Consider the following 16,728-nt stretch of genomic DNA (forward strand, 5'->3'; position numbering starts at 1 on the left):
TCCGCGCAGGTGCACCCGGGTGGTGGCGGTGGGGGTTACGGCGGTGCGCGGCCGCAAGGCGGCGGAAATGGCGGCGGAAGCCACGGTGGTGGCGGTGGCGGAGGCGGCGGTCCGGAAGAACTCCGCCACTGACGATGCCGGCGCAATCTGCCGGCGCCGGACGAAAAAAAGCCGCTCCGGAGAGCGGCTTCTGGATCGGGCTGACCGGCTGCGCGTTGCGAGCAGCCGGTAGAGCTACCCCCGTCAGTCGTCGAGCAGCGACAGGTCGCGCACGGCGCCCTTGTCGGCGGACATGACCAGCTTCGCGTAGGCCTTCAGCGCGGCCGACACCTTGCGCGGACGCGGTTGCACCGGCTTCCAGCCCTTCGCGTTCTGCTCTTCGCGGCGGCGCGCCAGTTCCTCGTCCGACACCAGCACGTCGATCGTGCGGTTCGGGATGTCGATGCGGATCTTGTCGCCGTCGCGCACGAGGCCGATCGCGCCGCCCGCTGCCGCTTCCGGCGAGCAGTGGCCGATCGACAGGCCCGACGTACCGCCCGAGAAGCGGCCGTCCGTCAGCAGCGCGCATGCCTTGCCGAGGCCCTTCGACTTGATGTAGCTGGTCGGGTAGAGCATTTCCTGCATGCCGGGGCCGCCCTTCGGGCCTTCGTAGCGCACGATCACCACGTCGCCCGCCTTGACCTTGTCGTTCAGGATGTTTTCGACTGCCTCATCCTGCGATTCGGTCACGTGCGCCGTGCCTTCGAACACGAGGATGCTTTCGTCGACGCCGGCCGTCTTCACCACGCAGCCGTCGAGCGCGATGTTGCCCGTCAGCACCGCGAGGCCGCCTTCCTTCGAGAACGCATGCTCGTACGAGCGGATGCAGCCTTCGGCGCGGTCGAGGTCGAGGCTCGGCCAGCGCGTGTTCTGGCTGAACGCGACCTGCGTCGGGATGCCGGCCGGGCCGGCCTGGTAGAACGTGCGGACCGCTTCGTCCTGCGTGCGGACGATGTCCCACTGGTCGAGTGCGTCCTTCAGCGACGGCGTGTGCACGGTCGGCACGTCGGTGTGCAGCTTGCCCGCGCGGTCGAGCTCGCCGAGGATCGCCATGATGCCGCCTGCGCGGTGTACGTCTTCGATGTGGTACTTGTTCGTGTTCGGCGCGACCTTGCACAGCTGCGGCACGACGCGCGAAAGGCGGTCGATGTCCTTCATCGTGAAGTCGATGCCGGCTTCCTGCGCGATCGCCAGCAGGTGCAGGATCGTGTTGGTCGAGCCGCCCATCGCGATGTCGAGTGTCATCGCGTTCTCGAACGCCTTGAAGCCCACCGAGCGCGGCAGCACGCGTTCGTCGTCCTGCTCGTAGTGCTGGCGCGTGAGTTCGACGATGCGGCGGCCGGCGCGCTTGAACAGCTGCTCGCGATCGGCGTGCGTGGCCACCACCGTGCCGTTGCCGGGCAGCGACAGGCCGAGCGCTTCGGTCAGGCAGTTCATCGAGTTCGCGGTGAACATGCCCGAGCACGAGCCGCAGGTCGGGCAGGCCGAGCGTTCGACTTCGGCGACTTCGGCGTCGGAATACGATGGGTCGACCGCGATCACCATCGCGTCGACGAGGTCGAGCTTTTTCACTTCGATGGCCTTGGTGACCGGGTTCGCGAGGCGCGTCTTGCCCGCTTCCATCGGGCCGCCGGACACGAAGATCACCGGGATGTTGAGGCGCATCGCGGCCATCAGCATCCCCGGCGTGATCTTGTCGCAGTTCGAGATGCAGACCATCGCGTCCGCGCAGTGCGCGTTCACCATGTATTCGACCGAGTCGGCGATGATGTCGCGGCTCGGCAGCGAATACAGCATGCCGTCGTGGCCCATCGCGATGCCGTCGTCGACCGCGATCGTGTTGAATTCCTTCGCGACGCCGCCGGCAGCCTCGATCTCGCGTGCGACGAGCTGGCCGAGATCCTTCAGGTGCACGTGCCCCGGCACGAACTGCGTGAACGAGTTGACGACCGCGATGATCGGCTTCGAAAAATCGTCGTCTTTCATGCCGGTGGCGCGCCACAGCGAGCGCGCACCAGCCATGTTGCGGCCAGCGGTGGAGGTTTTGGAACGGTAAGTGGGCATTGTCGTTGCTGAAGAAATATCGCGGGAAAAGGGTGGAGGCACGGGGAATAAAGGCCTCTCTCGCGCCCGTGCGAACAACCTCTTGAGCTGCGCCCAGGGCAAACCGGGCGATTATCCCACAGCCGCCGCGGGCGTGGCGCCCATGGGGCCGGCAAGCGGCACGGGCGGTGTGCCCGGCGCGGCACCCGCGGGCGGCCGCGGGACGCCCGTGTGACCGTCCAGGGAGATGGCCGGATCGCGCATCGACCGGCGATGAATACGCGATCCGGCCCCGCGCTTTGCGATCAGTCGAGCAGCGTCAGGATCTCGTCGTACAGCGCCTTCGGAATCCGCACGCCGTTCGCGATGCTGCGCGCGCGGGCGTCGAAGCGCCGTTGCGACGGCAGCCGCGCACCCTGCGCGACGATCGATTCGAACATCCGCTCGCCGCGCGCGAGCCCCGTGTCGAGTTCGTCGCCGAGGAACACCTTCGGGTCGAACGCGATCACGAGTTCGCCGTGGCACGGCGTCGCGCCGACGCCTTCGTCGAAGTCCATCGATTCCCGGCTCGTCATGTCGCCGATCAGCGCGCCGCCGAGCAGTTCGACCATCGCCGCGAGCGCCGAACCCTTGTGGCCGCCGAACGTGCGCATCGCGCCTTGCAGCGCGGCCTTCGGATCGGTGGTCGGCCGGCCTTCGGCGTCGATTGCCCATTCCGGCGGGATCGCCTTGCCTTGCTTCGCATGCAGCTCGATGTCGCCGCGCGCGATCGCGCTCGTCGCGAAATCGAACACGAACGGGACGCCGCCCGGGCGCGGCCATGCGAACGCGATCGGGTTCGTGCCGAACACCGGCTCCTTGCCGCCTTCCGGCGCAACCCAGCTATGGCTCGGGTTCATCGCGATGCCGACCAGCCCCTCGGCCGCGATCGCCTCGACTTCCGGCCACAGCGCGGAGAAGTGGTAGCAATGGTTGATCGTCATGGCGGCGATGCCGTGCTGCTTCGCCATCTCGACGAGCACGGGCAGGCCCGTTTCGAAGCTCAGCAGCGAGAAGCCGCGATGCGCGTCGACCGAGACGATCGACGACGACAGCCGGCGCAGCGTCGGCACGGCCTGCGGATCGACCTTGCCCTTCTTCAGCGAACGCACGCAGACGAGCAGCCGGTACACGCCGTGCGAATGGCATTCGTCGCGCTGGCCCTGCGTGATCACGTTGGCGATGGCCCGCGCATGGGCATCGGACATCCCGTTGTGCGTCAGCACGCGCAGCGCGAGCGTGTGGACTTCATCGAGTGACAGGACGACTTCGGCGATCGGCTCAGACATGGTTCGCCTCCCGCGGCGCCGGCACGCCGTCGATGCGTTGCGGCACGTTCAGCGGGTTGTCGTTGCGGATCGAGTCCGGCAGCAGCGCATCCGGCAGGTCCTGATACGACACGGGGCGCAGGAAGCGCTCGATCGCGCGCGCGCCGACGGACGTCGTGCGCGTGTCGGACGTGGCCGGGAACGGGCCGCCGTGCACCATCGCATGACCGACCTCGACGCCTGTGCCGAAGCCGTTGACGAGAATGCGACCGGCCTTGCGCTCGAGCAACGGTCGCAGCGCGGCGAACAGTGCGGCGTCGCCGTCGGCGAGATGCGCGGCGATCGTCAGCTGGCCTTCGAGCGACTTCAGCACGCGATGCAGCGTGCCGGCGTCCGGGCAACGGACGATCAGCGAAGCGGGGCCGAACACTTCGTCGCGCAGCTCGGGATGCGCGATGAAGGCGTCGGCCGAGGTTGCGAACAGTGCGGCGCGGGCCTGCAGGCGATTGCCTTCCGCGCCTTGCGCGAGCAGTTCGACCGCAGCGTGATCGCGCAGCGCCGCGACACCTTGTTCGTAGCTGGCGTGGATGTGCGGCGTCAGCATCGTTTGCGCGGGCGCTGCACGCACCGCGGCAGCGGCCGTTTCCTCGAACGCGCGCAGGGCGGGCCCGTCGACGGCGAGCACGAGGCCCGGGTTCGTGCAGAACTGGCCGGCGCCGAGCGTGAGCGACGCGACGAACTGCGGCGCGATCGCATCGTGGCGCGCGTCGAGCGCGGCAGGACACAGCAGCACGGGATTGATCGAGCTCATTTCCGCATAGACGGGAATCGGCTCGGGGCGCGCGGCCGCGATGTGCATCAGCGCGACGCCGCCGCGGCGCGAGCCGGTGAAGCCGACGGCCTTGATGCGCGGATCGGCGACGAGCGCCTGGCCGATCTCGCGCGACGCGTCGAACAGCAGCGAGAACACGCCGGCCGGCATCCCGCATTCGCGCGCGGCCTGCTGGATCGCGCGGCCGACGAGCTCCGACGTGCCCGGGTGTGCCGAATGCGCCTTGACGATCACCGGGCAGCCGGCCGCGAGCGCCGATGCGGTATCGCCGCCGGCGACCGAGAACGCGAGCGGGAAGTTCGACGCGCCGAACACGGCGACGGGCCCGGCCGCGACGTTGCGCAGGCGCAGGTCGACGAGCAGCAGCGGCTTGCGCGCGGGGCGCGCCGGATCGATCCGCGCGTCGAGAAAGCCGCCGTCGCGCACGAGCGACGCGAACAGCGCGAGCTGGCCGACGGTGCGGCCGCGCTCGCCTTCGATGCGGGCGCGCGGCAGGCCCGTTTCGACGACGCAGCGCTCGATCAGGTCGTCGCCGAGCGCCATGATGTGGCGGCCGATCGCGTCGAGAAACGCGGCGCGGGCCTCGAGCGACGTTTCGCGATACGTGTCGAATGCGTCATCGGCGAGTGCGCAGGCCGTCTCCAGGTCGTGCAGGCTCGCGCCGCCGAAAGCGGGTTCGAGCCGCTCGCCGGTTGCGGCGGCGATCGCGTGGAGGGTGCCGTTCTGTCCGGCGACGGCGGACTGGCCGATCAGGAGCTGACCTGTGAGTTGCATGGTTTTCCTCGGAAAAAAACAGGGGCCGGGCGTAGGGCGCCCGGCCGAAGGGATCATGGGTAAGCGCGCGGGCGCGTCAGTCCTCGTCGTCGTCGAGTTGCAGCTTGTCGGCGCGCACGCCGGTATTCGCACCCCAGTAGTAGATGACGAGCGCGACGGCCGCGACGACGACCGTGTCGTACGGATGCGCAAGCTGGCCCGTGCCGCCGAAGCCGCCGAGATACGACAGCACGATCATCGCGGCATAGAACGCGATCAGCCACGCGGACGAGCGCACTTGCTCGGCGAGGTTCAGGTGCGCGGTCGGCACCCAGCGGCGGCACGCGAGATAGATGACGAACATCACGATCTGCAGGCCGAGCAGCCAGGACACCGTGCTCCAGCCCGACCAGTAGACGATCAGCGCGGCGATCACGAACGATGCGGGGCCGGTGATGCCGAACGCGCTGGCGCGGAACGGCCGCGGCAGGTCGGGTGCGGTGCGGCGGAGTGCGGCGACCGATACCGGCGCGACCGCATAGCTCAGCACCAGCGCGGCCGACACGATGTTGATCAGCGCTTCCCACGACGGGAACGGCAGCGTCCAGAAAATCGCGAGGCCGAACGTGAGCCACAGGCCCGCGCGCGGGATGCCCGACGCTTCGTCGACGCGCGTGAACACCTTGAAGAAGGTGCCCGTCTTCGCCCAGCCGTAGACGACACGCGGCGTCGCGTTCATGTAGATGTTGCCGCAGCCGCTCGGCGAGATCATCGCGTCGGCGACGACCATCACCGCGAGCCAGCCGACGCCGAGCGCCAGCGCGATGTCGCGGTACGGCAGCGAGAACGCCTTGCTCACGTCATGCCAGCCTGCGGCGAGCATGTCGGTGGGGATGCTGCCGATGAACGCGAGCTGCAGCAGCACGTAGATCAGCGTCGACAGCAGGATCGACAGGATCAGCGCGATCGGGATCGTGCGCTGCGGATTGCGCACTTCGCTCGCGACCGACACGATCGGCGTGAGTCCGAGGTACGCGAAGATGATGCCGCCCGCGGACACGGCCATCTCGATGCCCGGCATGCCGAACGGCGCGAAGCCCTGGATCGTCAGGTTCGCGGGCTTGAAGAACGTGAACAGCACCGCGATCACCGCCAGCGGCACGATGAACTTGAAGATGCTGATGATGTTGTTCGCCTTCGCGAACGTCTTCACGCTCGAATAGTTCAGGTAAAAGAAGAAGCACAGCAGCGCGGCCTGCACGAGCCAGCCGAGCGTGGTCGGGTCGCTCGATCCTTCGACGGTCAGCCCCGGAAACCACGCGGCCGCATACTGGCGCGCGGCGACGACTTCGATCGCGATCAGGCTCGAAAAGGCGATCAGCGTGATGAAGCCCATCAGGTAGCCGAGCAGCGGGCCGTGCGAGAACACCGGGTAGCGGACCACGCCGCCCGCGCGCGGCAGCGCGGCGCCGAGTTCGCAGTAGACGATGCCGAGCAGCAGCACCGCGAAGCCGCCGAGCAGCCACGAGAAGATGCCGGCCGGGCCCGCGATCGTCGACACGTGACTCGCGGCGAACAGCCACCCCGAACCGAAAATCGCGCCGAGACCGATGAACGTGAGATCGGTCAGCGACAGCTGTTTCTTGAACTTGCCGTGACCCGCGTCGGGGTGCGCGGAACGGGAAAGCGGGACAGACGGGTGAGCGTTGCCTTGGCCTGGCATGGGCTTGTCTCCTAGGGGGAATATCGGCACAGGCTTGAGGTGCGCCGCGCTCCGACGGAGCAGCGGCGCTTGCCTGCCGGCCGGCGGCGCCCGGTTCGAACGACCGGGGCGGGCTGCGGGGCGTTCACACGCGGCGCGGGCAGGCGCCGGTGCGAACGGGCCCGCAGGCCATGCCGGACCGGAGACGGCGGCGCGCTGGGGGGAAAGCCCGCGCGCCGCCGCAGGGGGTGTCGATCAGAGACCGACGTCGGGCAGTGCCGGGCGCGTTTCGAGCGCCTTCGCGACGATGGCCTTCACTTCCGCGAGCGTGTCGCCCTGCAGCGCGAGGCGCGGCGGACGCGTGATCGCGCTGCCGCGGCCGACCAGCTCTTCGCACAGCTTGATGCACTGCACGAGGTCGGGGCGTGCGTCGAGGTGCAGCAGCGGCATGAACCAGCGATACAGCGCGAGCGCTTCGTCGAAACGCTTCTGCTTCGCGAGGCGGAACAGCGTTTCGCCTTCCTTCGGGAACGCGTTCGACATGCCCGACACCCAGCCTTCGGCGCCGACGGCGATGCTCTCGACCACGACGTCGTCGAGGCCCGCGAACAGCACGAAGCGATCGCCGACCGCGTTGCGCAGGTCGATGAAGCGGCGCGTATCGCCCGACGAATCCTTGAAGCAGACGATGTTCTCGCAATCCTGCAGCGCGATCAGCACGTCGGGCGTCACGTCGTTCTTGTAGATCGGCGGGTTGTTGTAGACCATCACCGGCAGGTCGGTGCTCGTCGCGACCGCGCGGAAGTGCGCGGCGGTTTCGTGCGGCTTGGCCGAGTAGACCAGCGCGGGCATCACCATCACGCCGTCGACACCGACGCGCTGGGCTTCACGCACCGTGTTGCGCGCGAATTCGGTCGTGAATTCGGCGATGCCGGCGATCACCGGAATCTTGCCGCCGGCCGCGTCGCGTGCGGCCTCGATCACCTGGAGCTTCTCGTTCGTCGACAGCGACGTGTTTTCGCCGACCGTGCCGCAGACCACGAGGCCCGACACGCCGTCGTTCACCAGGTTCTTCACCACGCGGTGCGTGGCGTCGATGTCGAGGGAAAAGTCCGGCTTGAACTGGGTGCTGACGGCCGGGAAAACCCCGGTCCACTGAATGGCGTTTCGGCTCACTTCAATCTCCTACGTGTTTGTATCGGTCGGCCGACAGGTGTCGGTGTGGCAACCAGTATCGCCGCGCAAATGCCCATCACGCTTGAGTCGTATCGCGGAGCAAAATGACGAAATCGGCACAGTGGCCGGACGGCGCGGGAAGGGCGCTTCGCACTATGCCGATTTCGTCGTCGTCCTCATCGAAAAGCCACAAGCGGGCGGACGCGCGACGGAGGAAGCTGTGCTCCTTTCCCCACTTCGGACGGCTCATGATGAAGCGCATCCAGATCATCGATTCGCACACGGGCGGCGAACCCACGCGGCTCGTCGTGTCCGGCTTTCCCGCGCTCGGCAGCGGCACGATGGCCGAGCGCCGCGACGTGCTCTCGCGCGAGCACGACCGTTACCGCACCGCATGCATTCTCGAACCGCGCGGCAGCGACGTGCTGGTCGGCGCGCTGCTGTGCGAACCCGTGTCGCCCGATGCGGCGGCCGGCGTGATCTTCTTCAACAATAGTGGCTATCTCGGGATGTGCGGGCACGGCACGATCGGCGTCGTGCGCACGCTGCACCATATGGGGCGCATCGCGCCCGGCGTGCACCGGATCGAAACGCCCGTCGGCACCGTCGAGGCGACGCTGCACGACGACCTGTCGGTCAGCGTGCGCAACGTGCCCGCGTATCGCCATGCAAAGGGCGTCGCGCTCGACGTGCCGGGTTACGGCCCCGTAAAGGGCGACATCGCGTGGGGCGGCAACTGGTTCTTCCTGATCAGCGACCACGGGCAGCGCGTCACCGGCGACAACGTCGCGGCGCTCACCGCGTATGCGTCGGCCGTGCGCGAAGGGCTCGAACGCGCGGGCATTACCGGCGCGAACGGCGGCGAGATCGACCATATCGAGCTGTTCGCCGACGATCCCGAACACGACAGCCGCAGCTTCGTGCTGTGCCCGGGCCTCGCGTACGACCGTTCGCCGTGCGGCACCGGCACGAGCGCGAAGCTCGCGTGCCTCGCGGCCGACGGCAAGCTCGCGCCGGGCGCGGTGTGGCGGCAGGCGAGCGTGATCGGCAGCGTGTTCCACGCGAGCTACGAGCAGGCCGAAGGCGGCATCGTGCCGACGATCCGCGGCAGCGCGCACCTGAGCGCGGAAGCGACGCTGCTGATCGAGGAAGACGATCCGTTCGGCTGGGGTATCGCGCCGTGAGCGACACGAAGACGGATGTCGTCGTGATCGGCGCCGGCATCGTCGGCGCGGCGTGCGCGCACGAACTCGCGCAGCGCGGGCTGCGCGTGCTCGTCGTCGACGACGCGAGCGGCGGTGCAACCGGCGCGGGCATGGGGCACCTCGTCGCGATGGACGACAACGCGGCCGAACTCGCGCTCAGCCATTACTCGATCGAGCTGTGGCGCGCGCTGAGCGGCGAAATGCCCGACGGTTGCGCGTACCGCAACTGCGGCACGTTGTGGCTCGCGGCCGATGCGCACGAAATGGATCTGGCGCGCGCGAAGCAGGTAGCGCTGGCCGCGCACGGCGTCGCGGGCGAACTGATCGACGCGGCGACGCTCGCGCAACTGGAACCGATGCTGCGTGCCGGCCTTGGCGGTGCGCTGAAGATTCCCGGCGATGCGATCCTTTATGCGCCAGTCACCGCGAACTGGCTGCTGCAGCGCGCGCCGCGCATCACGTTGCGGCGCGACCGGGCCGTCGCAGTCGATGGCCCGAGCGTGACGCTCGCGAGCGGCGACACGCTGCGCGCGGAGCGGGTGGTCGTCGCCAACGGCGTTGCCGCGCGCACGCTGCTGCCCGAACTGCCGCTGCGCCCGAAAAAGGGCCATCTGCTGATTACCGACCGCTATCCGGGCCAGGTGTCGCACCAGCTCGTCGAGCTGGGCTATGCGGCGAGCGCGCATGCGAGCGACGGCACGTCGGTCGCGTTCAACGTGCAACCGCGGCCGACCGGCCAGTTGCTGATTGGTTCGTCGCGCCAGTTCGACACCGAGGACGCGCAAGTCGAGCCGCCTGTGCTCGCGCGCATGCTGCGCCGCGCGGTGGGCTATCTGCCCGACCTGGCCGACCTGAACGGGATCCGCGCATGGACGGGGTTCCGTTCCGCAAGCCCCGACGGGCTGCCGCTGCTCGGCGAGCATCCGGCGCGGCCGGGCGTGTGGCTCGCGGTCGGGCATGAAGGGCTCGGCGTGACGACCGCACCGGGCAGCGCGCGGCTCGTTGCCGCGCTGATGGCCGGCGAGCGGCCGCCCATCGATATCGAACCGTATTTGCCGGGACGCTTCCTGACCGCGTCCCCCGTAGCCGGAGCGCTGACATGAAACGACCCCCACGCTCACTTCGCTCGCTGTCGACCGGAGTTGGCGCTGCAGCGCTTACTCCGGTCCCATGCACGGCGCCCCTCGCGGGGGCCGTCAGCCCCCTTGGGGCGGCCCAGCGGAGGCTGACATGATCATTCATCTGGACGGCCGCGCGCTGACGGTGGCCGACGGTGCGACCGTCGCGGCTGCCGTCGCGGCGAGCGGCGACGACACGACGCGCGTGTCGTGCACGGGCGCGGCGCGTGCGCCGTTTTGCGGAATGGGCATTTGCCAGGAGTGCAGGATGACGATCGACGGCCGGCGCCGGCTGGCTTGCCAGACGCTGTGCCGCGACGGGATGCAGGTGGAGCGCACGCGATGAAACAGGAACGACTGAGCGTCGATGTCGCAATCGTCGGCGCGGGCCCGGCCGGGCTGTCGGCCGCGCGTGCCGCCGCGCGCAGCGGTGCGACGGTTGCGATCGTCGACGACAACCCGCGGGCGGGCGGGCAGATCTGGCGGCAAGGCGCAGCGGCAACGCCGGCGCCGGCTGCCGCCGAGCGGCTCGCCGTATTGCGGCAGCCGAACGTCACGCATCTCGCGGCGACGCGCATCGTCGCCGAAACGCAGCCGGGCACGCTGCTGCTCGAAGACGACGAACGCGGGCTGCTGCTCGATTTCAGGACGCTGATTCTCTGCTGCGGCGCACGCGAGCTGCTCCTGCCGTTTCCGGGCTGGACGCTGCCGGGTGTCACCGGTGCGGGCGGCTTGCAGGCGCTGATCAAGTACGGCCTCGATGTGCGCGGGCAGCGCACGGTGATCGCAGGCAGCGGCCCGTTGCTGCTGGCGAGCGCCGCGACGGCCCGACAGACCGGCGCGCGCGTGTCGCACGTGCTCGAACAGGCCGCATGGGGCAGCGTCGCCGGTTTCGGAGCGGGGCTGTGGCGCTGGCCGTTGAAGCTCGCGCAGGCCGCGAAGCTCGTCACGGCCGCCTATCGGCCCGATGCGCATGTCGTCGAAGCGTTCGGCGACAAGCGGCTCGAACGCGTGCGGATTCGTCAGGGCGATCGCGAGTTCGACGTCGACTGCGACCGGCTCGCGTGCGGCTTCGGCCTCGTGCCGAATACCGTGCTGCCGAGTCATCTCGGCTGCCGGATCGACAACGGTGCGGTGGCGGTCGATGCGCACCAGCGTACGAGCCGCGACGGGGTTTTCGCGGCGGGCGAGTGCACGGGCGTCGGCGGCAGCGAGCTGGCGATGGTCGAAGGCGAGATCGCCGGTTTGGCGGCGACCGGGCAGACGGCGCAGTTGGCTGCGCTGGTTACGCAGCGAGCGCACTGGCAGGCTTTTGCGGATGCCGTGCGCGAGCGTTTCGCGATCCGCGAGCCGATCCGCCGGCTTGCGCGGCCCGATACGCTGCTGTGCCGGTGCGAAGACGTGCGTTTCGATGCAGTCGCGCAAGCGCCGGGCTGGACGGCCGCGAAACTGCAGTCACGTTGCGGGATGGGCGCGTGCCAGGGCCGTGTGTGCGGCGCGGCCGCGCAGGCACTGTTCGGCTGGACGCCGCCCATACCGCGCACGCCGCTCGTGCCCGCGCGGGTCGGCACGCTGATGCTGGACGGCACGGTGTCCTGCGACGGCGCGTGACGTGATGCATCGCGGCGTCGTGGTGGCTCGGCCCGGTTGACGCCGGGCCGAGCCACATTCAATCCGCCTTCACTTTCTCCCATCCGCCGACCTGCGGTGCCGCACAGGCACGCAGGCATTCGATCGTCGCGGCCACGGCCGCGCGATTCGCACTATCGGGGTGCCAGTACATCGACACCGCGCCCTGGCCTTCGAGCTGCATCGGCAGGATCCGGATCGCGTTCAATTGCGCGAAGCGCTGCGCGGCGCGATGCGACGCGACGCCGAGCAGGTCGGTGTTGTTCAGCAGCGTGAGATTGAGGATCGACGAATTCGATTCGACGCAGTGCGGCGGCCGCACGCGGCCGGCGGCCGTCAGCGCGGCCTCCAGCGCGTTGTGCACGGGCGTGCCCGATGGCCACACGATCCACGAGTAAGCGAGCACGTCGTCCCAGCCGACCGACGCCGCACCGGCGAGCGCGTGGCCAGGCCGCGCGACGAACACGACCGGATCGACGTACAGCGCTTCCGCATGCAGCAGCGGATCGACGGATGTCGACCCCGAGCGGCCCACGACGATATCCAGTTCGCTGCGCGCGAGCTGCGGCATCAGCTGGTTCATCGTGCTTTCGGTCATCCGAACCTGCGCGCGCGGCATCCGTTTCAACAGCTGCGATACCGCGAGCGGCACAGTGTCGGCCGCCGCGACGCCCGACGTGCCGATCGTCACGAGGCCGCTACCGCCTTCCCGCAGGGCGGCCATGTCGTCACGCGCGACGTCGAGCTGCGCTTCGACGCGGCGGGCATGCTCGATCAGCGCTTCGCCATAGGGCGTCGGGCGCAGGCCGCGCGCATGCCGCTCGAACAGCGGCAGCCCGACATCCTCTTCCAGTTCCTTCAGCCATTTCGACAGCGCGGGCTGCGTGGTCGCAAGCGCCACCGCCGACTGGCTCAGATTGCCGGTGCCGGCAAGGCTCAACAGTACCTGCAGGTGCCGCAGTCGCAGCCGGTGGGTCCAGTCCATCGCACGCCTCGTCGCGAGTAGGTATATCCAAAACTATATGGATTAGATGATTTGATCATTTTACCGGGTATGTCTGGGTCGAATATAAATCAGCTAACGGACTGCTGCACGGTCCTTGCCCCGACATAGCGCCGACGCCGATCGGCCGACTCCAAGGAGACATCATGACGACCCAGCCGGACGCGTCGCGCGCCGCCTACTACGCACGGATCGCCGAGCAACGCCTGGCGCCGTTGTGGGAATCGCTGCACAACCTCGTGCCGAAATCCCCGCAGCCGGCCGCGCAGGCAGCGATCTGGAAGTACGCGCAGGTGCGCGACCTCGTGATGCAGGCCGGCAGCGCGATCAGCGCGGAAGAAGCCGTGCGCCGCGTGCTGGTGCTGGAGAACCCCGGGTTGCCGGGCAAGTCGAGCATGACGCCGACCTTGTACGCGGGCCTGCAGCTGATCCTGCCGGGCGAGATCGCGCCGAGCCACCGGCATACGCAGTCGGCGCTGCGCTTCATCGTCGAAGGGTGCGGCGCGTGGACGGCCGTGAACGGCGAGCGCACGACGATGCATCCGGGCGACTTCATCATCACGCCGTCGTGGGCGTGGCACGACCACGGCAACCCGTCGGAGGAAGAGGGCGGCGAGCCGGTCGTGTGGCTCGACGGGCTCGACATTCCGCTGCTCGCGAATCTCGACGCAGGCTTCGCGGAGAACTACCCGGAAGCCGTGCAGCCCGTGAATCGCCCGGAAGGTGACAGCTTCGCGCGCTTCGGTCACAACATGGTGCCGGTGCGGCATCGCGTGAGCGATCCGTCGTCGCCGGTGTTCAGCTATCCGTATGCTCGCACCCGCGAGGCGCTTGACGCGCTGTACCGGAACGGCGAGCTCGACGCGTGGGACGGCGTGAAGCTGCGCTACGTGAACCCCGCGACGGGGGGCTGGCCGATGCCGACGATCGCCACCTTCATGCAGTTCCTGCCTGCCGGCTTCGACGGCCGCACGTACCGCAGCACCGACGCGATGATCTACTGCGTCGTCGAAGGCAGCGGCACCGCGCACATCGGCGGCAACGCATTCGAATTCGAGCCGCACGACATCTTCGTCGCGCCGTCGTGGGCGCCCGTGCGGCTGTCGGCGTCGTCCGACAGCGTGCTGTTCAGCTATTCCGACCGGCCCGTGCTGTCCGCGCTGAACCTGCTGCGCGAAGCGCGCGACTGACGCCGGCCGCTTTCAACGATTCGTTTCCCGATTCCCGTTTTCCGCGCGCCGTCGCTGCGGTGCGCCCCTTCATTCGTATTTACGCAGGAGCCATTCATGACTTTCGTTTTCCCGCCCGAAGCGCCCGTGGCACTCCCCGTCGCCGGCAGCGATGCGCAGTTCGCGGTACGCCGCGTCTATTGCGTCGGCCGCAACTACGCGGCCCATGCACGCGAAATGGGCTTCGATCCCGATCGCGAGCCGCCGTTCTTCTTCTGCAAGCCGGCCGATTCGATCGTGCCGGTCGCATACGGCGAGACGCTCGATCTCGCGTACCCGTCGCAGACGCAGAACTATCACTACGAAGCCGAACTCGTCGCGGTGATCGGCAAGGGCGGCTCGGACATTCCGCTCGAGCACGCGCTCGAACACGTGTGGGGCTATGCGGTCGGCCTCGACATGACGCGCCGCGACCTGCAGATGAAGATGCGCGAAATGGGCCGGCCGTGGGAAATCGGCAAGGCGTTCGACCGCTCGGCACCGATCGGGCCCGTGCATCCGGCAAGCGACGTCGGTCATTTCGAGCAGGGCGGCCTGTGGCTGACCGTCAACGGCGCAACGAAGCAGACGAGCGACGTGTCGCACCTGATCTGGTCGGTTGCGGAAACGGTGGCCGACCTGTCGAAGTTCTTCCGCCTCGAACCGGGCGACGTGATCTTCACGGGCACGCCCGAAGGCGTCGGCGCGGTGGTCGCGGGCGACGTGATGAAGGTCGGCGTCGAACGGCTCGGCGAACTGACCGTGCGCGTGGTCTGACGCATCTTGATCGAAAGGCGACATCGTGCAACTGCATAGCTTCTTCAACAGTTCGACATCCTACCGGGTGCGCATCGCGCTCGCGTTGAAAGGGCTGTCGTACGACACGCTGCCGGTGAACATCCGCACCGGCGAGCATCGCGACGCGGCCTACGTCGCGAACGTGAACCCGTCGGCCGCGGTGCCGGCGCTGGTCGACGGGGAATTCCGTCTCGGCCAGTCGCTCGCGATCCTCGATTACCTCGACCAGATCCAGCCGACGCCTCGACTGATTCCGCTCGAACCGCACCATCGCGCCCGCGTGCTGGAACTCGCGGCGCTGATCGCATGCGACATCCATCCGGTCAACAACCTGCGCGTGCTGCGCTATCTCGACAGCGAGCTGAAGGTCACGCCGCAGCAGAAGACCGCGTGGTACCGGCACTGGATCGCGGAAGGGATGGCCGGCGTCGAGCGGCTGCTCGCGCGCGCGGACGAGGGCCCGTGGTGCTTCGGCGACACGCCGACGCTCGCCGACGTATGCCTCGTGCCGCAGGTCGCAAATGCATTGCGGATGGATTGCGACCTGAGTGCGTATCCGCGCAGCCTCGCGGTGTTTGAACACGCGCGGCACGACCCGGCGTTCGAGGCCGCACAACCGCAGCGGCAACCGGATTACGTCGCGTAACACGAAGCAGGAGACAGACATGGGCGAGACAAAACATAACGGCCGGCGCGTGCTGGTGATCGGCGGCGGAATCGGCGGGCTCGCGACGGCGCTCGCGCTCGCGCGCCAGGGCATTCGCGTGAAGCTGCTCGAACAGGCAGATCAGATCGGCGAGATCGGCGCGGGGATCCAGCTCGCGGCGAATGCATTCAACGCGCTCGACGCGCTCGGTGTCGGCGAGGCCGCGCGCGGCCGGGCCGTGTTCACCGACTGGCTGCAGCTGATGGATGCGGTCGATGCGCGCGAGGTTGCGCGCATCGATACGGGCGCCGCGTACCGCGAGCGCTTCGGCAATCCGTATGCGGTGATTCATCGCGCGGACATTCACCTGTCGATCTACGAGGCGGTCAAGGATCATCCGCTGATCGAATTCCGCACGAGCACGCAGGTGTGCGCCTTCGAGCAGGACGGCAACGGCGTGACCGTGACCGACCAGCACGGCGAACGGTATCGCGCCGATGCGGTGATCGGCTGCGACGGCGTGAAATCCGCGATCCGTCATGCGCTGATCGGCGATGTGCATCGCGTGACGGGCCACGTCGTGTATCGCGCGGTGGTCGACGTCGACAACATGCCGCAGGACCTGCAGATCAATGCGCCGGTCGTGTGGGCCGGCCCGCACTGCCATCTCGTCCACTATCCGCTGCGCGGCGGGCGGCAGTACAACCTCGTCGTCACGTTCCACAGCCGCGAGCAGGAAACCTGGGGCGTGCGCGAGGGCAGCAAGGAGGAAGTGTTGTCGTACTTCGACGGCATCCATCCGCTGCCGAAGCAGATGCTCGACCGGCCGACGTCGTGGAAGCGCTGGGCGACCGCCGATCGCGATCCGGTCGAACGCTGGAGCGCGGGTCGTGCGACGGTGCTCGGCGACGCCGCGCATCCGATGACGCAATACATCGCGCAGGGCGCGTGCCAGGCGCTCGAGGATGCAGTGACGCTCGGTGCGGCCGTGGCCCGGACCGACGGCGACTTCGAAGCCGCATTCGCACTGTACGAGCGCGCACGGATTCCGCGCACCGCGCGCGTGCTGTATTCGGCGCGCGAGATGGGGCGGATCTATCACGCGAAGGGCGTCGAGCGGCAGGTGCGCAACGGGCTCTGGGTCGGCCGTACGCAGACGCAGTTCTTCGACGCGCTCGACTGGCTGCACGGCTGGCGTGCGGAGGATTGCCTGAAGTCCGTCGCGTAACGCGGCGCGGTTGGCCCGATTCCGGCGGCGGCATTTCAACG

At 68.5% G+C, this 16,728-nt stretch carries 15 protein-coding genes; 9 read left to right on the forward strand and 6 right to left on the reverse strand.

Annotated features, from left to right (window positions below; translation table 11 throughout):
• Positions 1-232: hypothetical protein (locus G3O06_RS13130; protein ID WP_205816278.1), on the forward strand; the 232-nt coding region annotated here is incomplete at its 5' end.
• A gap of 11 nt (positions 233-243) precedes the next feature.
• On the opposite strand, the gene ilvD is transcribed toward G3O06_RS13130, so the two are convergent.
• From ilvD to G3O06_RS13155, 5 genes are all read right to left on the reverse strand, one after another.
• The gene (gene ilvD, locus G3O06_RS13135; protein WP_174910664.1) at positions 244-2,103 is read right to left on the reverse strand and encodes a dihydroxy-acid dehydratase; all 1,860 of its coding nucleotides are present in this window, start codon (positions 2,101-2,103) and stop codon (positions 244-246) included.
• Between the two features lie 284 nt (positions 2,104-2,387).
• A complete protein-coding gene (locus G3O06_RS13140; protein ID WP_205816279.1) occupies positions 2,388-3,410 on the reverse strand; it encodes an Ldh family oxidoreductase in 1,023 nt (340 codons plus the stop codon).
• A complete protein-coding gene (locus G3O06_RS13145; RefSeq protein ID WP_205816280.1) occupies positions 3,403-4,995 on the reverse strand; it encodes an aldehyde dehydrogenase (NADP(+)) in 1,593 nt (530 codons plus the stop codon). Before G3O06_RS13145 ends, G3O06_RS13140 begins: the two co-directional genes overlap by 8 nt.
• 76 nt (positions 4,996-5,071) lie before the next feature.
• On the reverse strand, positions 5,072-6,697 hold the full coding sequence (locus G3O06_RS13150) for an APC family permease (protein WP_205816281.1): 1,626 nt from the start codon (positions 6,695-6,697) through the stop codon (positions 5,072-5,074).
• A gap of 234 nt (positions 6,698-6,931) precedes the next feature.
• A complete protein-coding gene (locus G3O06_RS13155; RefSeq protein WP_205816282.1) occupies positions 6,932-7,852 on the reverse strand; it encodes a dihydrodipicolinate synthase family protein in 921 nt (306 codons plus the stop codon).
• A gap of 251 nt (positions 7,853-8,103) precedes the next feature.
• On the opposite strand from G3O06_RS13155, the gene G3O06_RS13160 reads away from it, so the two are divergent.
• The 4 genes from G3O06_RS13160 to G3O06_RS13175 all read left to right on the forward strand — a co-directional run bounded on the left by G3O06_RS13160 (position 8,104) and on the right by G3O06_RS13175 (position 11,786).
• Positions 8,104-9,036 (forward strand): 4-hydroxyproline epimerase, encoded by a 933-nt coding sequence (locus tag G3O06_RS13160; RefSeq protein ID WP_205816315.1) that lies wholly within the window; start codon positions 8,104-8,106, stop codon positions 9,034-9,036.
• Entirely contained in the window at positions 9,033-10,160 is a 1,128-nt protein-coding gene (locus G3O06_RS13165) for an FAD-binding oxidoreductase (RefSeq protein WP_205816283.1), read from the forward strand. Before G3O06_RS13160 ends, G3O06_RS13165 begins: the two co-directional genes overlap by 4 nt.
• Before the next feature lie 127 nt (positions 10,161-10,287).
• Positions 10,288-10,521, forward strand: coding sequence for a 2Fe-2S iron-sulfur cluster-binding protein (locus G3O06_RS13170; RefSeq protein WP_012338331.1), 234 nt, complete (start codon positions 10,288-10,290; stop codon positions 10,519-10,521).
• Entirely contained in the window at positions 10,518-11,786 is a 1,269-nt protein-coding gene (locus tag G3O06_RS13175) for an FAD/NAD(P)-binding oxidoreductase (RefSeq protein WP_205816284.1), read from the forward strand. Before G3O06_RS13170 ends, G3O06_RS13175 begins: the two co-directional genes overlap by 4 nt.
• Positions 11,787-11,844: 58 nt before the next feature.
• Here G3O06_RS13175 and G3O06_RS13180 read toward each other — a convergent pair whose 3' ends face one another.
• The gene (locus tag G3O06_RS13180) at positions 11,845-12,789 is read right to left on the reverse strand and encodes a LysR substrate-binding domain-containing protein (protein WP_174969357.1); all 945 of its coding nucleotides are present in this window, start codon (positions 12,787-12,789) and stop codon (positions 11,845-11,847) included.
• A gap of 164 nt (positions 12,790-12,953) precedes the next feature.
• On the opposite strand from G3O06_RS13180, the gene gtdA reads away from it, so the two are divergent.
• The 4 genes from gtdA (at position 12,954) to G3O06_RS13200 (ending at position 16,687) form a co-directional block, all read left to right on the forward strand.
• Complete coding sequence (gtdA, locus tag G3O06_RS13185; protein WP_205816285.1) at positions 12,954-13,997, forward strand: gentisate 1,2-dioxygenase; 1,044 nt, start codon at positions 12,954-12,956, stop codon at positions 13,995-13,997.
• A 96-nt stretch (positions 13,998-14,093) separates the two neighbouring features.
• Positions 14,094-14,792 carry a fumarylacetoacetate hydrolase family protein gene (locus G3O06_RS13190; protein WP_174910641.1) on the forward strand — a complete coding sequence of 233 codons (699 nt, stop codon included), beginning with the start codon at positions 14,094-14,096 and terminating at the stop codon, positions 14,790-14,792.
• A 25-nt stretch (positions 14,793-14,817) separates the two neighbouring features.
• Positions 14,818-15,459 carry a maleylacetoacetate isomerase gene (maiA, locus tag G3O06_RS13195; protein WP_205816286.1) on the forward strand — a complete coding sequence of 214 codons (642 nt, stop codon included), beginning with the start codon at positions 14,818-14,820 and terminating at the stop codon, positions 15,457-15,459.
• A 19-nt stretch (positions 15,460-15,478) separates the two neighbouring features.
• Complete coding sequence (locus G3O06_RS13200; RefSeq protein WP_205816287.1) at positions 15,479-16,687, forward strand: 3-hydroxybenzoate 6-monooxygenase; 1,209 nt, start codon at positions 15,479-15,481, stop codon at positions 16,685-16,687.
• Positions 16,688-16,728 lie beyond the last annotated feature (41 nt).

Source organism: Burkholderia sp. Ac-20345 (assembly GCF_017104825.1).
Lineage (GTDB): Bacteria > Pseudomonadota > Gammaproteobacteria > Burkholderiales > Burkholderiaceae > Burkholderia > Burkholderia lata_B.

What these genes read in the sequence shown, in the direction of transcription:
- G3O06_RS13160 (WP_205816315.1), top strand. Translation starts at nt 8,104, where the DNA reads ATGAAGCGCATCCAGATCATCGATTCGCACACGGGCGGCGAACCCACG.
- G3O06_RS13190 (WP_174910641.1), top strand. Translation starts at nt 14,094, where the DNA reads ATGACTTTCGTTTTCCCGCCCGAAGCGCCCGTGGCACTCCCCGTCGCC.
- G3O06_RS13150 (WP_205816281.1), bottom strand. Translation starts at nt 6,697, where the DNA reads ATGCCAGGCCAAGGCAACGCTCACCCGTCTGTCCCGCTTTCCCGTTCC.
- G3O06_RS13145 (WP_205816280.1), bottom strand. Translation starts at nt 4,995, where the DNA reads ATGCAACTCACAGGTCAGCTCCTGATCGGCCAGTCCGCCGTCGCCGGA.
- ilvD (WP_174910664.1), bottom strand. Translation starts at nt 2,103, where the DNA reads ATGCCCACTTACCGTTCCAAAACCTCCACCGCTGGCCGCAACATGGCT.
- G3O06_RS13140 (WP_205816279.1), bottom strand. Translation starts at nt 3,410, where the DNA reads ATGTCTGAGCCGATCGCCGAAGTCGTCCTGTCACTCGATGAAGTCCAC.
- G3O06_RS13180 (WP_174969357.1), bottom strand. Translation starts at nt 12,789, where the DNA reads ATGGACTGGACCCACCGGCTGCGACTGCGGCACCTGCAGGTACTGTTG.
- gtdA (WP_205816285.1), top strand. Translation starts at nt 12,954, where the DNA reads ATGACGACCCAGCCGGACGCGTCGCGCGCCGCCTACTACGCACGGATC.
- G3O06_RS13200 (WP_205816287.1), top strand. Translation starts at nt 15,479, where the DNA reads ATGGGCGAGACAAAACATAACGGCCGGCGCGTGCTGGTGATCGGCGGC.
- G3O06_RS13170 (WP_012338331.1), top strand. Translation starts at nt 10,288, where the DNA reads ATGATCATTCATCTGGACGGCCGCGCGCTGACGGTGGCCGACGGTGCG.
- G3O06_RS13175 (WP_205816284.1), top strand. Translation starts at nt 10,518, where the DNA reads ATGAAACAGGAACGACTGAGCGTCGATGTCGCAATCGTCGGCGCGGGC.